Below are 16,883 nucleotides of genomic sequence, written 5' to 3'. Positions count from 1 at the left end.
TTGGCGCTAAGCTAATGTCAGGTTGACGTAAACGTCAAGCAAATAGCCTGGGTGGAGGCTTACTCTGTGGCGAGGGCGCTGGCTCCCTCGCCACAAAAGCTGTTCAGGCTTGCAGCTTGTCGAGTTTCTTTTCATGTGCCGTCACCTGCTGGCACAACTCAATCATCTGCTCACGCATCCAACGGTTGGCCGGGTCCTGGTCGGTGCTTTCGTGCCAGTACAGGTGGGTTTCCACGGGCGGTACATCGTTAACCGGCAGGTTGAACCAATGCAACTCATGACGGCGGGCGAAACGCTCGGGCACGGTCATGACCATGTCGGTCTGCTGCAACACTTGCGAGGCCATCAGGTAATGCTGGGAGCGCAGGGCGATCTTGCGCTGGATGCCCATCTTGCCCAGGGCCAGGTCGACGTGGCCCAGGCCGTTACGGCGGCTGGAGATATGGATGTGGGTCAGCGACAGGTAGTCATCCAGGCTGAACTTGTCCTTGCCCGCCATCGGGTGGCCCTTGCGCATGGCGCACACGTAGCGGTCTTCCATCAGCTTGACGTGGCGCACTTGCGGGTCCGTGTTCAGCGGCGCATCCACGGCAAAGTCCAGGCGCCCGGCGGCCAACTCCTTGGTGGTTTCGCGGCGTTTGGACAGGAAACTCTCGATCACCACGGTCGGCGCCAGGCGGCGCAGGCGCTGGAACAGCAGCGGTAAAATCACCGCTTCGGTGAGGTCGGTCATGCTGATGCGGTAGGTCTTGGCCGCCTGTTGCGGGTTGAAAATCCGGCTTTCCTGCACCGACACCCGCAACAACGACAACGCATTGCGCACTGGGCCGATGATGTTCTGCGCCATGGGCGTGGGCACCATGCCTTGGGCGGTGCGCACGAACAGCGGGTCGTTGAAGGTCTCGCGCAAGCGCGCCAGGGCGTTGGACACCGCCGGCTGGGTGATACCGACAATCTGCCCGGCGCGGGTCAGGTTGGCTTCGGTGTAGATCGCGTCGAAGACGATAAACAGGTTGAGGTCGACCTTGCTCAGGTTCATGTCGTTGCGCTCTTATTGTTAGGTAGCGATTGTTAAGTGCTCAGGCGCCGATCATATATCGGTGATGAATGTTAATACACGCCGAGAATAGGCTAGGTAAATTATCAGCGCTGTTCTAGCATCGATTGCATGACCTAAACAACCTCTCAGAGAAGGGAGCTGCTCATGGATTTCGCCTATTCGCCCAAGGTTCAGGAACTGCGTGAACGTGTCACTGCGTTCATGGACACGTACGTTTACCCGGCCGAGCCGGTGTTCGAACGCCAGGTCAGCGAAGGCGACCGCTGGCAGCCCACCGCCATCATGGAGGAGCTGAAAGCCAAGGCAAAAGCCGAGGGCCTGTGGAACCTGTTCCTGCCCGAATCCGAACTGGGCGCCGGCCTGACCAACCTTGAATACGCGCCGCTGGCCGAAATCATGGGCCGCTCCTTGTTGGGCCCGGAGCCGTTCAACTGCTCCGCACCCGACACCGGCAACATGGAAGTGCTGGTGCGCTACGCCAACGCCGAACAGAAACAACGTTGGCTGGAACCGCTGCTGCGCGGCGAGATCCGCTCGGCGTTCGCCATGACCGAACCAGACGTCGCGTCCTCAGACGCCACCAACATGGCCGCCCGCGCCGAGCGCCAGGGCGACGAATGGGTGATCAACGGCAAAAAATGGTGGACCTCCGGCGCCTGCGACCCGCGCTGCAAAATCTTGATCTTCATGGGCCTGAGCAACCCGGATGCACCACGTCACCAGCAGCACTCGATGATTCTGGTGCCGGTGGATGCCCCAGGCGTGAAAATCGTCCGCCCACTGCCGGTATTCGGCTACGACGACGCACCCCACGGCCACGCCGAAGTGCTGTTCGACAATGTGCGCGTGCCCTACGAAAACGTCTTGCTCGGTGAAGGTCGCGGCTTTGAAATTGCCCAGGGCCGCCTTGGCCCTGGCCGTATCCACCACTGCATGCGCTCCGTCGGCATGGCCGAGCGTGCGCTGGAATTGATGTGCAAACGCTCCGTCAGCCGTACCGCGTTCGGCCAACCATTGGCGCGCCTGGGCGGCAATATCGACAAGATCGCCGACTCACGGATGGAAATCGACATGGCGCGCCTGCTGACGTTGAAGGCGGCGTACATGATGGACACCGTCGGTAACAAAGTCGCGAAAAGCGAAATCGCCCAGATCAAGGTGGTGGCGCCGAACGTGGCGTTGAAAGTGATCGACCGCGCGATCCAGATTCATGGCGGCGCTGGGGTTTCCAACGATTTTCCGCTGGCCTACATGTATGCCATGCAACGCACCTTGCGCCTGGCCGACGGCCCGGATGAAGTGCACCGTGCGGCGATTGGCAAGTTTGAGATTGGCAAGTATGTGCCTAAAGAACTGATGCGCGGCGGGCAGTAAGACCGAGTTGTCCCCATCGCGGGCAAGCCCGGCTCCCACAGTTGCCCGTGTTCTCCAGAACAACTCGGTCAACTGTGGGAGCCGGGCTTGCCCGCGATGAGGCCAGTGTTTACAACACACAACCCAGGGGTCAGTACACCCAAACCTCCACCCGTCGATTCTTGATCCGCCCCTCATCCGCCGTATTCGCCGCCACCGGCATCTGCGCACCCAACCCGCGTATATCACGCAGCACCACACCGCTCTTGACCAGTTCACGCCGCACCGCCATCGCCCGCAACTTCGACAACAGCGCCGCGCGCTGCGGATCACTCTTGGCATCGCCAAACCCCACCAGCGTGACCTGCTTGTCGAGCTTGCCGTGGCTGTTGATATACGCCACCACCCGCTGCAAATCCTGGCGCGCCTTGTTGTCCAGGCTTGCACTGCCTTCCTCGAAACGAAAGTTCACGGTCAAACGCTGGGCGTCACGGGCGATGGCTTGATAATCCTCGGGCATTGAGGGGCGCGACGCCACGCTGATCGCCTGCACTTGCTGCGCAATAAAGCCATTGGCTGCCACAATCGCCTGGCCCTTACTGCTTTGGGTGAAGTCCACGAGTGCCTTGGCCCAAGGATTACGCCCCGACGGCGGCAGGTAAAAGTACAGCCGGCGTGACAGCGGGTAATCCTCGGTAGCAATCAGGCGGGTCACGGGCAACATGGGCTGAGAGTCGCCATCGACAATGGCTACCGCCTTGGCCTCGCGCACCGATGGCAGGCCGATAAACCCAATGCCTTGAGGGTCATGGCTCACGGCATCGGACAAGGCTTCGCTGGACTCGAAACGTTTGGCCGACCCGGCCAGGGGCTTGCCGCGCAGGCGCAGCACCAGTTCCTTGAAGGTGTCGTAGGTGCCGGATTGATCATCGCGCGCATATAAATGAATGGCGCCGCCGCTCCCGCCGAGCGCCTCCCAGGTGCTGATCTCACCGTTGAAGATCTGCGCCAGCTGTTCGGTGTTCAGCGTGTCCAGCGGGTTGCGCGGGTGGAGGATGATGGCCAGGCCGTCGATGGCGATCACCTGTTCGGCCTCTGGGCTTTTCAGGTCGCCGAGGGGTTCAAGGTCTACGAGTTCGTTGTCCTTGATCGGGCGCGAAGACGCGGCGAGGTCGGCACTGGCTTTTTTCAGCGCGCTAAACCCGGTGCTGGAGCCGTGGGCGGCCACCTCAACAATCACCGATTTGCCCTGGCGCGTCTTGCCGATCACCCGCTGTTCATTGGCGCCTTCGCCAGGCTCGCTGTGCACTGCCTGCAGGCCCTGGTGTTCCATCAGGCCTTTGACCAATGCGGGCCCGAGCGCTGCGCCAATGGTGTTGGAGCCCTGAATGCGTAGAGCAGGGCCTTGGTCGGGAACGGGCAGGGGAGCAGCCACTGCGCACAGGGGCAGGATCAACAGGAGCAGAACGCGCAGCATCATGCCGGCACCTTCTTAAGCCAAAGGGGGTGCCGGGAGATTAAGTCAATTGGATTTCAATATTGTGACTGGCGCACAACAAACCCAAAGGTGGGAGCTGGCTCCCACATTGAGTCGAGTCAGCTCAATTCCAGCCAGATCGGCGCATGGTCCGACGGCTTTTCCAAACCGCGCAAGTCGTAATCCACGCCCGCATCCTTGACCCGCGGCAGCAAGCCGTTGGACGCCATGATCACGTCAATGCGCAGCCCACGCTTGGGCTCATCCTCAAACCCCCGGCTGCGGTAGTCGAACCAGCTGAAACGGTCAGTCACGTCCGGGTTGAGGTGGCGGAAGCTGTCCACCAGGCCCCAGTTTTTCAGGCGCGCCATCCACTCGCGCTCCTCGGGCAAAAAGCTGCACTTACCGGTTTTCAGCCAGCGCTTGGCGTTGTCGGCGCCGATGCCGATGTCGCAATCTTGCGGGGAGATGTTGATGTCACCCATCACCACCAATGGCTGGTCATTGCTGAACTGGCTTTCCAGCAGGTGCTGCAAATCTTCGTAGAAGCGTTGCTTGGCCGGGAACTTGGTCGGGTGGTCGCGGCTTTCGCCCTGGGGGAAGTAGCCGTTCATGATGGTCACGGGGTTGCCGTTTTCATCGGCGAAGGTGCCCCAGATAAAGCGGCGCTGAGCGTCTTCTTCGTCGGTGGCAAAACCTTTGTGCAGGCTCAATGCCGGCTTGCGCGAAAGCAGGGCCACGCCGTAATGGCCTTTTTGCCCGTGGTAGTACACGTGATAGCCCAAAGCCTGCACTTCGGCGAGCGGGAACTGGTCATCGTGAACCTTGGTTTCCTGCAGGCCGATCACGTCGGGTTGATGCTTTTCAATCAGCGCCGCCAGCTGATGGGGGCGGGCGCGCAGCCCGTTGATATTGAAGGAGACGATTTTCATGGTCGGCAGTCCAGTCTGGCAAAAGGGCGATGCTAGCCGACAAGTCAGGCGGGGGCCAGCGTGGCGGTAGGGCGCATGCACTGCTACTGTCTGGGAACGACTGGTGCTGCGTAGGTTCGTACCCATAAGAACGCCATCTTTTTTGAATGGTGCCCAGGGAGATTCACTGTATGCCTGACACTTCGACTGCCATTGCCGAGATTCGCCTGCTCAACAGCGGCTATTCCCGCGAGGCGCGCTCCATGCTCTACCAGGCCTATCGGCATGAGCCGACATGGGCCTACATCTTCGAAGCTGAACGCGCAGGCTATGAACAGCGGGTTCGCGCCACCGTGCGTGAACTGGTCAAGCAGCATTTTTTCCAAAAGCTTCCCGCCATCGGCCTGTTCGTCACCGACCGGCTGATCGGCATCGCCCTGATCGCGCCACCGCAGCGGCGCCTGGGCATTACCGAGAGTTGGGCCTGGCAATTGCGCATGTGGCTGAGCACCGGCGTGCGCGGCACGCGGCGTTACCTGGATTACCATCACGCAGTGCTGGCGTGCCTGCCGAGCGAGTCGGTGCATGTGTTGCCGATACTGGGCATTCACCCGCAGTTCCAGGGCAAACACTACGGCGAGCAACTGTTGCAGGCCGTGCACAATTGGTGCGCCGAAGACCCGCATTCAAACGGCGTGGTACTCGATACCGGTAACTCACGTTACCTGGATTTCTATAAGCGCCAGGGCTATGAGGAAATCGGTGAAGTGGCCGTAGGACCCGTCCTGGAACATGTGTTTTTTCACCCAAATCCCCAGGCGTTACAGGCTGCAACAGCTTAAGACAGAATTATTCAGATAAATCCGGGTTCAAAGAGTCTCCCTAGCTCGTGTAGCATCCGCGCCTATGAAGTTTCCAGGAAGATTTACCAGCGGCTTGATTCTGCTGTTCACAAGCTGCGGCGCCTTGGCGCAAAGCGAATTGGACGTGCGGGTCAAACCCTCAAACGACGCGTTGAAAGCCAACATTGAAGGCTATATCGGCGGGGTCGGCGATCGTGACGAAGAAGCCTTGCAGCGCTTCAGCCGTGGCGCTGAAGAACAGGCGCGCAAGGCGGCCCAGGCGCTGGGCTTCTATCAGCCACAGATCGCCAGTGATGTGAAAGGCGGCAAGAACCCGCGCCTGATCCTCACCATCGACCCCGGCGAGCCGATTCATTTGCGCAACGTGACCATTCGGGTTGACGGCCAGGCCGCGAGCCTCAAGGCCTTTCGCGTGCCTGAAAGCAGCGAACTCAAATCCGGCGCCGTGCTCAACCACGGCAATTACGAAGACGCCAAGCGTCTGATCCAGAACCAGGCCTCACGCTACGGCTTTTTCAGTGGGCGCTTTACCAGTCAGAAACTTTTGGTCGATCCCCAGGCGGGCGTCGCCGATATCGAACTCATCTACGACAGCGGCGCGCGTTACACCATGGGCAAGGTCAGCTTCGCCGGCGACACGCCCTTTGATGAAGACCTGCTGCAGCGCATGGTGCCGTTCAAAAACGGCGCGCCTTACGATTCCGAACTCATCGCCGAACTCAACCAGAACCTGCAATCGAGCGGCTTCTTCGAGGCTGTGCGCGTGGACGCCACGCCCGCCGCCTCGGCCAATGATGTGATTCCGGTGGCGGTGCAACTGGAAACCCGCAAGCCACGCACCATGGGCCTAGGCCTCGGTTACTCCACCGACGTCGGCCCGCGTGGCAAAGCCAACTGGACCCGCCACTGGGTCAACCCCCAGGGCCACAGCTATGGCTGGGAAGCCGAATTGTCGGCGCCACGGCAAAACGTCGGCCTGTGGTACGACATTCCGTTGGACCCGCCGCTGACCGACAAACTGCGCTTTGCCGGTGGTTACCAGAATGAAGAAATCGCCAATACCGACACCCTGAGCAAGCTGCTCACCCTGGGGCCTGAATGGCACAGCAAATTGCCCAGCGGCTGGACACGCGTCATCTCGCTCAAGTACCAGCGCGAAGAATACCGCCTGGGTAATGACTCGGGCCTCAGTAATCTGGTGATGCCTGGGATCAACTATTCCTACCTGCGCAGCGACAACCGTATCGACCCGCACCATGGCTATCGTTTGATGTTCGATACCAAAGTTGCCAAAGAAGGCCTGGGTTCCGACACCAACCTGCTGTACGGCACAGCGACGATCAAAGGCTTGACCACCCTGTGGGATAACCACCGCTTCCTGGGCCGTGCGCAGTTCGGCGGCAGTGCCACCAACGGCTACAGGTCCGTGCCACCCTCGCTGCGCTTCTTCGCCGGTGGTGACCAAAGCGTACGCGGTTACGAATACCAGACGCTGTCGCCCGAGAACGACCGTGGTGACCGCATCGGTGGTCGCTACATGATGGCCCTGAGCGCCGAGTATCAATATTCCATCGCCGAAAAATGGCGGATCGCGACCTTTATCGACCAAGGCAATTCCTTCAACACCCTGGAAATGCCCAGCTTGAAAACCGGTGTGGGCGTGGGTGTGCGCTGGGTGTCGCCGGTCGGGCCGATTCGCCTCGACCTGGCCCATGCCCTCGAAGATCCGGGCGGCATTCGTTTGCACTTTTCCATGGGGCCTGAGCTGTGATGCGTGGTTTGAAAATAGCGGGGCTGGCCATTGTGGCGGTCCTTGCCTTGGTGTTGTTGGCGCTGTGGACCGTGCTTGGCACTCAAGCAGGCAGCCGCTGGGCCTTGGGCCAGGTGCCGGGTTTGAGCGTGGAGAATTTCCAGGGGCACCTGGGCGGTCAGTGGAGCGCCGACCATCTCCTGTGGCAGCAAGACACCAGTCGGGTCGAGCTCAATGCACCGAAGTTTGATTGGTCACCGGGCTGCTTGCTGCGCATGACGTTGTGCATCAATCAGCTGGATGTGGAGCAGGTCAGCCTGCAATTCCCGCCGAGCAATGAGCCGAGCAGCGGCCCCATCTCCTTGCCGGATTTGAAGTTGCCGGTTGCCATCCAATTGGGCGACGTTCGCGTCGGTAGCCTGCTGTTTAACGGCAGCGAAGAACTCAAGGGCTTGCAACTGGCGGCGCATTGGACGGCGGCGGGCATGCAGATCGACTCGGTGCATTTGCAGCGTGATGATCTGGTGCTGGACCTGGCCGGCTTGCTGCAGCCTACTGGCAACTGGCCGTTGAGTGCCACCGGCAACCTGAGCCTGCCGTATGCGCCCGGCGGCGCGCCGTGGAAGGTTGCGCTCAAGGTCGACGGCGACTTGCTCAAGACCCTCACGCTGGATGCCGACAGCAGCGGCTACCTGCCCGCCAAACTCAGCGGCGAGCTGCAACCGCTGGTGGAGAACCTGCCCGCCCAATTACGCATCACCGCCGACGGCTTCAAACCCAGCGCCGATTTGCCCGATACCCTGCAACTCAATCAACTGGACCTCACCGCCAAGGGCGACCTGAGTAACGGCTATCAACTACTGGGCAAGGCCGTGCTACCTGCGCAAAAAGGTCCTGTGGACTTGCTGCTGCAAGGCAAGGTCGACGCCAAAGGTGCGCAGATCGCTGGCCTGGATTTGACGGCCGGCGACAAACAAAGCCTCAAGCTCAGCGCCAATCTGGACTGGCAACAAGGCTTCAGTGCCGACGCCAAGATCGACTGGCTGGATTTCCCCTGGCACCGCCTCTACCCACTGATCGACGAGCCGCAGGTGGCATTGCGCACCTTTAATGGCGAAGTCTTCTACAAAGACGGCAACTACCTGGGCAACCTCAAGGCTGACCTCGACGGCCCGGCCGGCAAGTTCAATGTGGTCACGCCGTTCAGTGGCGACCTCAAGCAAGTCTTCCTGCCTGAGCTTAAATTGACGGCGGGCCAGGGCAAGGCCGAAGGCCACCTGAACCTGCAATTTGCCGACGGCATTGCCTGGGACACCGCGCTGGATCTGTCGGCGTTGAACCCGGCGTACTGGGTCGCTGAGTTGCCGGGCACCTTGGCTGGCCCTTTGCGCAGCAAAGGCGAGTTCAAAAATGAACAGCTCAAGCTCAATGCCGACCTCGATCTCAAGGGTCGTTTGCGCGGCCAAACCGCCGTGCTGGCGGCCAAGGCCGAAGGCGCGGGTGAGCAATGGACGCTGGCCAACCTGGATATCCGCCTAGGTGATAACCGCATCAACGGCAGTGGCAGCCTGCAACAGCGCCTGGCCGGGCAGATCGACATCAAGCTGGCGCGCCTAGCCCAGCTGTGGCCGCAGTTACGTGGGCAAATCAATGGGCGTGTGGATGTCGCCGGCACATTGAAGGCGCCACAGGGCAAGCTCGACCTCAAGGGCCAGCAACTGGCGTTCGCCGATAACCATCTGCAAAGCCTCAACCTCGGCGCCACGCTCGACAACGCCCAGCGCGCGAAGATCGACCTCAAGGGCAGCGGCATCCAAGCCGGTGAGACCCAGGTCGGCACCCTGACCGCCAGCGCCCAAGGCGATATCAAGAGCCAGAAAGTCCAGCTGGACCTGGCTGGCCCCTTGGTCAAACTGGCCCTGGCCTTGGACGGTAACCTCGACAAAGGCAACTGGCGCGGGCGCCTGGCCAGCGGTGATGTACAAGCCGGCGGCCAGGACTGGAAGCTGCAAGCCCCGGCAAAAATCGAGCGTTTGGCCGACGGCAAGCTGACCTTTTCCGCTCACTGCTGGGTGTCCGGCCCTGCAAGCCTGTGCGGTGAAGACCAACGGCTGATGCCGGAGCCGAAGCTGCGCTACCACCTCAAGCAATTCCCCATCGACAGTCTGGCGGCCTTTTTGCCTAAAGATTTTGCCTGGCAGGGTAAGCTCAATGCCGATGTTCAACTGGACCTGCCCGCCAGCGGCCCTAAAGGTGTGATCGCGGTGGATGCCAGCGGTGGCACCTTGCGCGTCAAGGACAAGGACCAGTGGCTGGACTTCCCCTATGACACTCTGAAACTGGAAACCACCCTTAATCCCCAGCGCATCGACACCCAGCTGAATTTCCGCGGCGGCAAGCTTGGCGAGTTGCTGTTGCAGGCACAGATCAACCCGTTGCCGAAGAACAAGCCGATCACCGGGACTTTCAGCCTCAACGGCCTGGACCTCGCCGTGGCGCGGCCGTTTGTGCCGATGGTGGAAAAACTCAACGGCAAGCTCAACGGCAACGGCCGCATCTCCGGTGGGTTGCTGGCGCCGCAGGTCAACGGCAGCGTGAACCTGGTGGGCGGCGAGGTCTCCGGGCCTGAGTTGCCGATCAGCCTTGAAGGCTTGAACGTGCAGGCGTTGATTGCCGGCGAAAGCGTGCAGTTGAACGGTGCTTGGCACAGCGGCAAGGCCGGGCAGGGCAGCCTCAAGGGGCAGATCGACTGGGGCCAGGCCCTGGTGGTGGACCTTAGCCTGCAAGGCTCGAAACTGCCGGTTACAGTGGAGCCTTATGCGGCGCTGGAAGTGGCGCCGGACCTGAAAATCAGCCTTAAAAACGACAAGTTGGCGATTGCCGGCAAGGTGCACATCCCGCGTGGCGATATCACTGTGCGTGAACTGCCACCGTCGACGGTCAAGGTGTCGGATGACACGCTGATCGTCGGCAGCCAGACCGAAGAGGGCAAGCCGCCGATGGCAATGGCCATGGACATCGACGTGGTGGTGGGCGAGGACCAGCTCAACTTCGCGGGCTTCGGCCTCACCGCCAAGGTGCAGGGCCAGGTGCATATCGGCGACAACATGGACACCCGTGGCGAGCTGTGGCTCAACGACGGTCGTTACCGCGCTTATGGGCAGCGGCTCAACGTGCGGCGCGCTCGGCTGTTGTTTGCAGGGCCGCTGGACCAGCCGTTCCTGGATATCGAAGCGATACGCGTGGTCACCGAGCCGTCCAGGACCGTGACCGCCGGTATTCGCCTGAGCGGCAGCGCCGAACAGCCGACTACGCAGATCTTCTCCGAGCCAGCCATGTCCCAGGAGGATGCGCTGTCGTACTTGGTGCTGGGGCGTTCGCGTAACAACACCGGTGAAGACAACAACATGCTCGCCGAAGCCGCCTTGGGCCTGGGCTTGATGGGCAGTGCCGGGGTGACTTCGGATATCGCCACTAAGCTGGGGATTCAGGACTTCGACCTCGACACCCAGGGCTCCGGCAATAACACTTCCGTGGTGGCCAGCGGCAAGATCACCGAGAAGCTCAGCCTGCGTTATGGGGTTGGGGTGTTTGAGCCGGCGAGCACCATTGCCTTGCGCTACTTGTTGAGCAAGAAGGTGTATCTGGAGGTGGCCAGTGGTGTGGCCAGTTCGCTGGATATTTTCTACAAGCGGGATTTCTAAACCCTTACGCCGTAAAAATGTGGGGGCTGGCTTGTCTGCGATGGGCATGGGTATCTACGCAACTCGGGGTTAGGTAGATATGGGTACATATCCGTTGCTGTGGTAACGGCGGCTATTGGTTCCGCCCTTACGGCGGGTCACTTTGGAAAAGAGCCCCAAAAGTAACCAAAGGGCTCTTGCCCCACCACTCGGTGCCTCGCCAGGCTCGGCATGCCCTCACTCCGGCTTGAATCCGTGGGCCGCCGCCATGGGCCATCCTTGGCCCATCGCGGCTAACCCGGCGTCCTGCCGGGTTACCCACGGATTCAAGCCTGCGTTCGGCCAGCGTGGTTTAACGGGGCGCCTAAGATCAAGATCAAGATCAAAAGCAAGAGCACGGCGGCCTAGTAGCCGACCTGAGTGGTTGAAGCAAAAGCAGGGCAAAAACAGAGCAGAAGCAGAGCAGAAGCAGAGCACCACCCTATCTAGCTGATGTAATGAGATCCCAATGTGGGAGCGGGCTTGCTCGCGAGGGCGGTGGGTCAGTTACACATGAGCTGACTGACCCACCGCCTTCGCGAGCAAGCCCGCTCCCACATCTATGGTTACCCCTTTTCTGCAATACTGTCTTTGATGGCGTGTATGGCTTGCTTTCATCTATTCGGCGTCTGAGTGGGGTATTGGCCCCGCGCCTCGATGAGAAATTGATGCCCAACGACCCTAATTATTTGGACGGCCTTTCAGCCGTGTGGGAGCTCAGGGTTGTCGTCAGGCCGGTTGGCCGTTCACGTCATCTGTTATCCAGCATCGCAAAACCAGGTGGGTGGTGCTTGGGTGACAGCAGGGTCAAGCGTTCATCGCGCTTGGCCCTGCATCAAATTCAGTGTGGTTTGCCGCGATCGACCAAGCGATTCTTGCCAGCTTGTTGGCTAGCGCGCAGACCACTAAATTGAGTGCCGATGGCCTGCCAGCAGCTTGCGAACCCAATCGGCCAAACTCCCTTTTTGCTTATCCAAGTGCATCAAGTAGATACGGGCACATTGAACAAACAAGCGTCGCTGGTTTCGATCTCCGCGCTTGCTGATGCCCAAAAGTACGGTTTTACCGCCAGTAGAATGCTGCTTTGGCACAAGTCCTATCGAGGCTGAATAGCCTCGACCACATTTGAACTGCTTGCCATCGCCCAACTCCGCAGCCAAGACGCTGGAGGTGATCGGGCCAACGCAGGGAATTGTCATCAAACGAGAAGCCAGATCATCTTCAGCGACTTGGCTCTCAACTTCTTTGTCGAGAACCTTAACCTGACGATCCAGGTAGACGTAGTGGTCATACAGCCCTTGCAGCAGCTTTTTGATCAGCCCATGAAATGAGGCTGTTTCGAGTAACGCGGGCACCTCTTTGACTGATTTAAAGCCCGGTGCCAAGCTGACACCCACCTCCAAAAGCCCTGCATGAATTCGATTAACGGCGGCTGTGCGTTCCTTGATAAGCGAGTCGCGGACCGAGTTGAGCATGGCCAACGCTTGCTGAGCTTGGGTTTTACTGGTACGAAACGCATCGTTGGGCGACTAGCTGCCTCACAAATCGCTTCGGCATCAGCGAAGTCGTTTTTATTGCTTTTACGTAAGGGCGCACGAGATGAGGAGCAATAAGTTTGGGGTGTGTCCCAGCATGGCGACTTGTTGCGCCATGAAGTGGGCGCCGCCGCAGGCTTCCATCACAACAGTACAAGGCTCGATGGAAGCTAAATGCTGGAGCAATCCTGCTCGATTAAACTTTTGCGCAGCAGTACATGGCCACGCTCATCTTGTTCGTGAGCGTGATAGCTGTGCTTACCAAGGTCAACGGCGGTGATGTCTACTTTGCTCATGGCTGCGGTCTCCGATAGATCCCCTGTGAAAGCTTAGTGGGCGTTCACAGGGGGCGGCGGGGTAGCCATCTCATTATTTTGATCGAGTTTAGCTGCCTGCACCGTGGCACTCTGTTTTTCTGTGGGAGCTGGCTTGCCTGCGATGCAGGCACCTCGGTGTATCAGGCATAGCCAGTTGATGCCATCGCAGGCAAGCCAGCTCCCACATTAGATTGAGTTCAGCCACTAAGATCAGGTCGGCTAGCAGGCCGCCTCGGTTTTGCTTTTTGATTTAACCACTCAGGTCGGCTACTAGGCCGCCGTGCTCTTGCTTTTGATCTTGATCTGCTTTTGATCTTGATCTTAGGCGCCCCGTTAAACCACGCTGGCCGAACGCAGGCTTTGAGCGTGGGTAAACCGGCAGGACGCCGGTTTAGCCGCGATGGGCCAAGGATGGCCCATGGCGGCGGCCCACGGTCCAAAGCCGGAGTGAGCAACCGTGTCGAAATTCAAGCCATTTCAGCGAAATGCTTTTGATCGCGCACCATCGCATTCAAGATCGTCAGCAGCTTTCTCATGCATGCAACCAGCGCTACTTTCTTCGTCTTTCCTGCAGCAAGCAGATGGTTGTAGAACCTCTCGATCACCGGGTTATGGCTCTTCGAGGACAAGACGGCCATGTAAAGCACACTTCGAACCTCAGCTCGACCACCCCATATCCGTCTACGCCCTTTGTAGAGGCCGCTATCGCAGTAAAAGGCGCCACACCAACCAAGGCAGCCACTTGTTTGCGATTAACCTTGCCCAGCTCCGGAACCATCGCCAGCAGCGAAAGTGCGAGCACGTTGCCAACACCAGCGACCTCGCGTAGCAAATCATAATTGGCCTTCCAGACCGGGGAAGCCTTGATGGCTTCGTGCAAGTCATCGTCTGTGCTTTTAAGCCGCTTTTGAAGCCAGGTGATATGTGCCTTGATGTCTCTTCGAAGTGCCTTGAATACCGCCTGCTTCAGCCGAGACTCCTCCGCCACGATCATGTCGATGAGTTGGCGGCGTCGAGTGAGTAGATCTGCCAGCTCACGAGTGTGTTCATCTGGCATCTCTCGAATCTCGGGTTTGACCGCCTGGGCAAACTCCGCAATCACCTGGGCATCCAGAGCATCGGTTTTAGCCAACCGACCGGTAGCTTTGGCGAAATCACGCACCTGGCGGGGTTGACGACAACGACTGGCAGTCCCGCAGCGCAAAGCTCCGCAGCCGCAAGCCGCTCATACCCCCAGTTGCTTCCAACACCACCAAAACCGGCTCCTGAGCCTTGAGATGTTTAGCTAAACGCTGGATACCTTCTTGAGTATTGAAAACTGTTCGACTTGGCCAGTGGTGCTGACAAATGAGTCGAGCTTGTTTTGGAAACATCAATTCCGACAAACGCAGAGTCATGGTCCATGGTGTTTTCCTCACGTCCAACCTTGCAGAATCGGGCTTCGCGCCCTGGCAACCGTTCGGACTAGTTTAGGAAGGAATCTGCTTCGACCCACGCTCACTCACGATCTCGAAATCCGAGGGCATAACGGTCTGAAGCAGATGAAAATCATCTTACAAGGGCACACCGAGCCTAGGCGAGGTGCCGAGTGGTGGGGCAAGAGCCCTTTTGGTTACTTTGGCTGGGCCGGCATTCCGGGCTCTTTTCCAAAAGTGACCCGCCGTAAGGGCGGAACCCTAGGTAGCCGTTACCGCAGCAACGGATATGTACCCAGCGCCCCCACGACAACCAAAGAACTCAACCCATAAAAAGATGTGTAGATACCTATGCTGCGATGACCGTACATCAGTCGATGATTTATTGACTAACACACCGTCATCGCAGACAAGCCAGCTCTCACATTTGTTTGGACTACAGCCCACCTGCCGCCAAATTAGCAAGCAAGCTAATAATTCCATTTGACATTCGCTGCCTAAGCAGTAACATCTTGTCACACATTCACTGCCTAGGCAGTAATAAGGTGACTTTCGATGACCCACTTCACCCCTGACAGCTTTCGCAACTGCCACCTCGGCCTGTTGCTGGGCCGGGCGGCGCTGCTCAAAGACCGCATTATCGATACCCACATGGAACCCCACGGCGTCACCGCCGCACAGTTCAAGGTGTTGATCATCATTGCCCAGTTTGACGTCGACACCCCGGCCGAGCTGTGCCGCAACCTGTCGCTGGACAGCGGTTCCATGACCCGCATGCTCGACCGCCTGGAGCAAAAGGGCCTGCTGGCGCGCAAGCGTTCCGAGCAAGACCGGCGTCAGGTGCAGTTGGTACTCACCGAAGACGGCCAACGCTTGGCGGACATGCTGCCGCACATCGGCGCGCAGTCGATGAACGAACTGGCCGGCGCCCTAGAGCCCGGCGAGTTGCAAACCCTGGAAAAAATCCTCACGAAAATTCTGGTAGCTGCCGGTGACGCCATCGTCATCCAGCGGGTAGGTAATCAATGAACACACGCGCAGTTAGCCTGGTGCTGGTGGCGATGAGCATGGCCGGTTGTGCCAACTTCAGCGGCCTCGACACCCAAGGCCAACGCCTCGACGCTAACACGCTGCAAACCGGCAAATCCTTGAGCGGCGTGACCTTGTCCAGCGCCGCCTGGCCCACTGCTGATTGGTGGAAAAGCCTCGGTGACCCACAGCTCGACGGCCTGATCCACGAAGCCCTGCAAAACAGCCCGGACATGCAAGTCGCCAGCGCCCGTGCCCATCAGGCGCAAGCGGCGGCCTATGCTGCCGATGCCGCACGCATGCCGACCCTGGATGCCAGCGCCGGCGTGAGCCGTTCGCGCCTGGCCAAAGACCAGGACCCGCTGGGGCAGGGCGATGCCTACGCCACCGTGCGTAACATCGGCGCCAGCTTCAACTACAACTTTGACCTCTGGGGTGGCCAGCGCGCCGCCTGGGAAGCGGCCTTGGGCCAGGCGCGTGCCGCCGAAGTCGATCAGCAAGCCGCGCGCCTGACTCTGGCCGCCAACGTGGCCAAGGCCTACAGCGACTTGGGTCAGGCGCACATCGTGCGGGACCTGGCCACCGACGACCTCAAGCGCACCCGCCAGATGCTCGAGTTGAGTAAGCGCCGCCTGAGTTCCGGCATCGACAGCCAGTACCAGTACCAGCAGACCGAAAGCCTGGAAGCCAGCTCCCAGTCGCAATTGATCGATGCGGAAAAACAACTGCAAAGCGCCAAGATCGCCCTCGCCGTGTTGCTCGGCAAAGGCCCCGACCGTGGCAACGAGCTCAGCCGCCCGAATGTGTTGAAGCCCAGCGCCGTCGCCGTGCCTTCGGTGCTGCCGGCCGAGCTGTTGGGCCGTCGCCCGGACTTGATCGCCGCACGCTGGCGGGTGGAGGCGGCGAGCAAGAACGTCGCCGCGAGCAAAACCCGTTTTTACCCCAACCTCAACCTGAGCGCGAGCGCCGGGGCCGAGTCGTTGCTGGGCGATGCAATGTTTGGTTCGGCCAGCCGGTTCTTCAGCATTGCGCCGACCATTTCGTTGCCGATCTTCGATGGCGGCCGCCTGCGCGCCGACCTCGATGCGCGCGACGCTGATTACGACCTGGCCGTGGCCCAGTACAACAAAACCCTGGTGCAAGCCTTGGGCGATATCGGCAACACCCTCTCGCAATTGCGTGATACCGGTCGGCAGATCCAGGCCCAGCAACACGCTGCGGACATTGCCCAGCAGTCCTACGACACCGGGGTTCAGCGCTATAGCTCAGGGATCGGGAATTACCTGGATGTACTCAGTATCGAGCAGCAATTGCTGCAGGCCCAGCGTCAGTTGGCGACCCTGAATGCTGCGCAGATCGATCTGTCGATTCAATTGATGCAAGCCCTGGGTGGCGGGTTCAACGCCGATAACGTGGCCGTAACCACCCCCGCTACACGCACGGAATAATTT

9 protein-coding genes and 2 pseudogenes are annotated in these 16,883 nt (G+C 59.7%); 6 read left to right on the top strand and 5 right to left on the bottom strand.

Annotated features, from left to right (window positions below):
- Positions 1 to 103: 103 nt before the first annotated feature.
- Complete coding sequence (locus tag KZH41_RS18995) at positions 104 to 1,039, bottom strand: LysR family transcriptional regulator (RefSeq protein ID WP_094952533.1); 936 nt, start codon at positions 1,037 to 1,039, stop codon at positions 104 to 106.
- A 165-nt stretch (positions 1,040 to 1,204) separates the two neighbouring features.
- Between KZH41_RS18995 and KZH41_RS18990 the strand changes: the two genes are divergently transcribed.
- Complete coding sequence (locus KZH41_RS18990; protein ID WP_094952534.1) at positions 1,205 to 2,434, top strand: acyl-CoA dehydrogenase; 1,230 nt, start codon at positions 1,205 to 1,207, stop codon at positions 2,432 to 2,434.
- A 130-nt stretch (positions 2,435 to 2,564) separates the two neighbouring features.
- On the opposite strand, the gene KZH41_RS18985 is transcribed toward KZH41_RS18990, so the two are convergent.
- Both KZH41_RS18985 and xthA read right to left on the bottom strand, forming a co-directional pair.
- Entirely contained in the window at positions 2,565 to 3,893 is a 1,329-nt protein-coding gene (locus KZH41_RS18985) for a substrate-binding domain-containing protein (protein ID WP_094952535.1), read from the bottom strand.
- 116 nt (positions 3,894 to 4,009) lie between these two features.
- Positions 4,010 to 4,822 (bottom strand): exodeoxyribonuclease III, encoded by an 813-nt coding sequence (xthA, locus tag KZH41_RS18980; RefSeq protein WP_094952536.1) that lies wholly within the window; start codon positions 4,820 to 4,822, stop codon positions 4,010 to 4,012.
- A gap of 170 nt (positions 4,823 to 4,992) precedes the next feature.
- Between xthA and KZH41_RS18975 the strand changes: the two genes are divergently transcribed.
- From KZH41_RS18975 to KZH41_RS18965, 3 genes are all read left to right on the top strand, one after another.
- Positions 4,993 to 5,643 carry a GNAT family N-acetyltransferase gene (locus KZH41_RS18975; RefSeq protein ID WP_263273464.1) on the top strand — a complete coding sequence of 217 codons (651 nt, stop codon included), beginning with the start codon at positions 4,993 to 4,995 and terminating at the stop codon, positions 5,641 to 5,643.
- A gap of 64 nt (positions 5,644 to 5,707) precedes the next feature.
- The gene (locus KZH41_RS18970) at positions 5,708 to 7,435 is read left to right on the top strand and encodes an autotransporter assembly complex protein TamA (RefSeq protein ID WP_094952538.1); all 1,728 of its coding nucleotides are present in this window, start codon (positions 5,708 to 5,710) and stop codon (positions 7,433 to 7,435) included.
- The gene (locus tag KZH41_RS18965) at positions 7,435 to 11,118 is read left to right on the top strand and encodes a translocation/assembly module TamB domain-containing protein (protein WP_263273463.1); all 3,684 of its coding nucleotides are present in this window, start codon (positions 7,435 to 7,437) and stop codon (positions 11,116 to 11,118) included. Before KZH41_RS18970 ends, KZH41_RS18965 begins: the two co-directional genes overlap by 1 nt.
- Positions 11,119 to 11,943: 825 nt before the next feature.
- Here KZH41_RS18965 and KZH41_RS18960 read toward each other — a convergent pair.
- Together KZH41_RS18960 and KZH41_RS18955 are read right to left on the bottom strand one after the other, a co-directional pair.
- Positions 11,944 to 12,967, bottom strand: a pseudogene (locus KZH41_RS18960) (IS110 family transposase).
- Positions 12,968 to 13,455: 488 nt separating this feature from the next.
- Positions 13,456 to 14,392: pseudogene (locus KZH41_RS18955) on the bottom strand (IS110 family transposase).
- Positions 14,393 to 14,958: 566 nt separating this feature from the next.
- On the opposite strand from KZH41_RS18955, the gene KZH41_RS18950 reads away from it, so the two are divergent.
- Together KZH41_RS18950 and KZH41_RS18945 are read left to right on the top strand one after the other, a co-directional pair.
- Entirely contained in the window at positions 14,959 to 15,432 is a 474-nt protein-coding gene (locus tag KZH41_RS18950; protein ID WP_177018411.1) for a MarR family winged helix-turn-helix transcriptional regulator, read from the top strand.
- On the top strand, positions 15,429 to 16,880 hold the full coding sequence (locus tag KZH41_RS18945; RefSeq protein ID WP_094952917.1) for an efflux transporter outer membrane subunit: 1,452 nt from the start codon (positions 15,429 to 15,431) through the stop codon (positions 16,878 to 16,880). Before KZH41_RS18950 ends, KZH41_RS18945 begins: the two co-directional genes overlap by 4 nt.
- Positions 16,881 to 16,883 lie beyond the last annotated feature (3 nt).

The sequence above is a fragment of the Pseudomonas sp. YeP6b genome, from assembly GCF_025642995.1.
Taxonomy (GTDB): domain Bacteria; phylum Pseudomonadota; class Gammaproteobacteria; order Pseudomonadales; family Pseudomonadaceae; genus Aquipseudomonas.
This window is presented reverse-complemented; position numbering and strand designations above follow the sequence as displayed.

Coding starts and splice junctions, on each gene's coding strand:
- KZH41_RS18995 (WP_094952533.1), bottom strand. CDS start 1,039: ATGAACCTGAGCAAGGTCGACCTCAACCTGTTTATCGTCTTCGACGCG.
- KZH41_RS18990 (WP_094952534.1), top strand. CDS start 1,205: ATGGATTTCGCCTATTCGCCCAAGGTTCAGGAACTGCGTGAACGTGTC.
- KZH41_RS18985 (WP_094952535.1), bottom strand. CDS start 3,893: ATGATGCTGCGCGTTCTGCTCCTGTTGATCCTGCCCCTGTGCGCAGTG.
- xthA (WP_094952536.1), bottom strand. CDS start 4,822: ATGAAAATCGTCTCCTTCAATATCAACGGGCTGCGCGCCCGCCCCCAT.
- KZH41_RS18975 (WP_263273464.1), top strand. CDS start 4,993: ATGCCTGACACTTCGACTGCCATTGCCGAGATTCGCCTGCTCAACAGC.
- KZH41_RS18970 (WP_094952538.1), top strand. CDS start 5,708: ATGAAGTTTCCAGGAAGATTTACCAGCGGCTTGATTCTGCTGTTCACA.
- KZH41_RS18965 (WP_263273463.1), top strand. CDS start 7,435: ATGCGTGGTTTGAAAATAGCGGGGCTGGCCATTGTGGCGGTCCTTGCC.
- KZH41_RS18950 (WP_177018411.1), top strand. CDS start 14,959: ATGACCCACTTCACCCCTGACAGCTTTCGCAACTGCCACCTCGGCCTG.
- KZH41_RS18945 (WP_094952917.1), top strand. CDS start 15,429: ATGAACACACGCGCAGTTAGCCTGGTGCTGGTGGCGATGAGCATGGCC.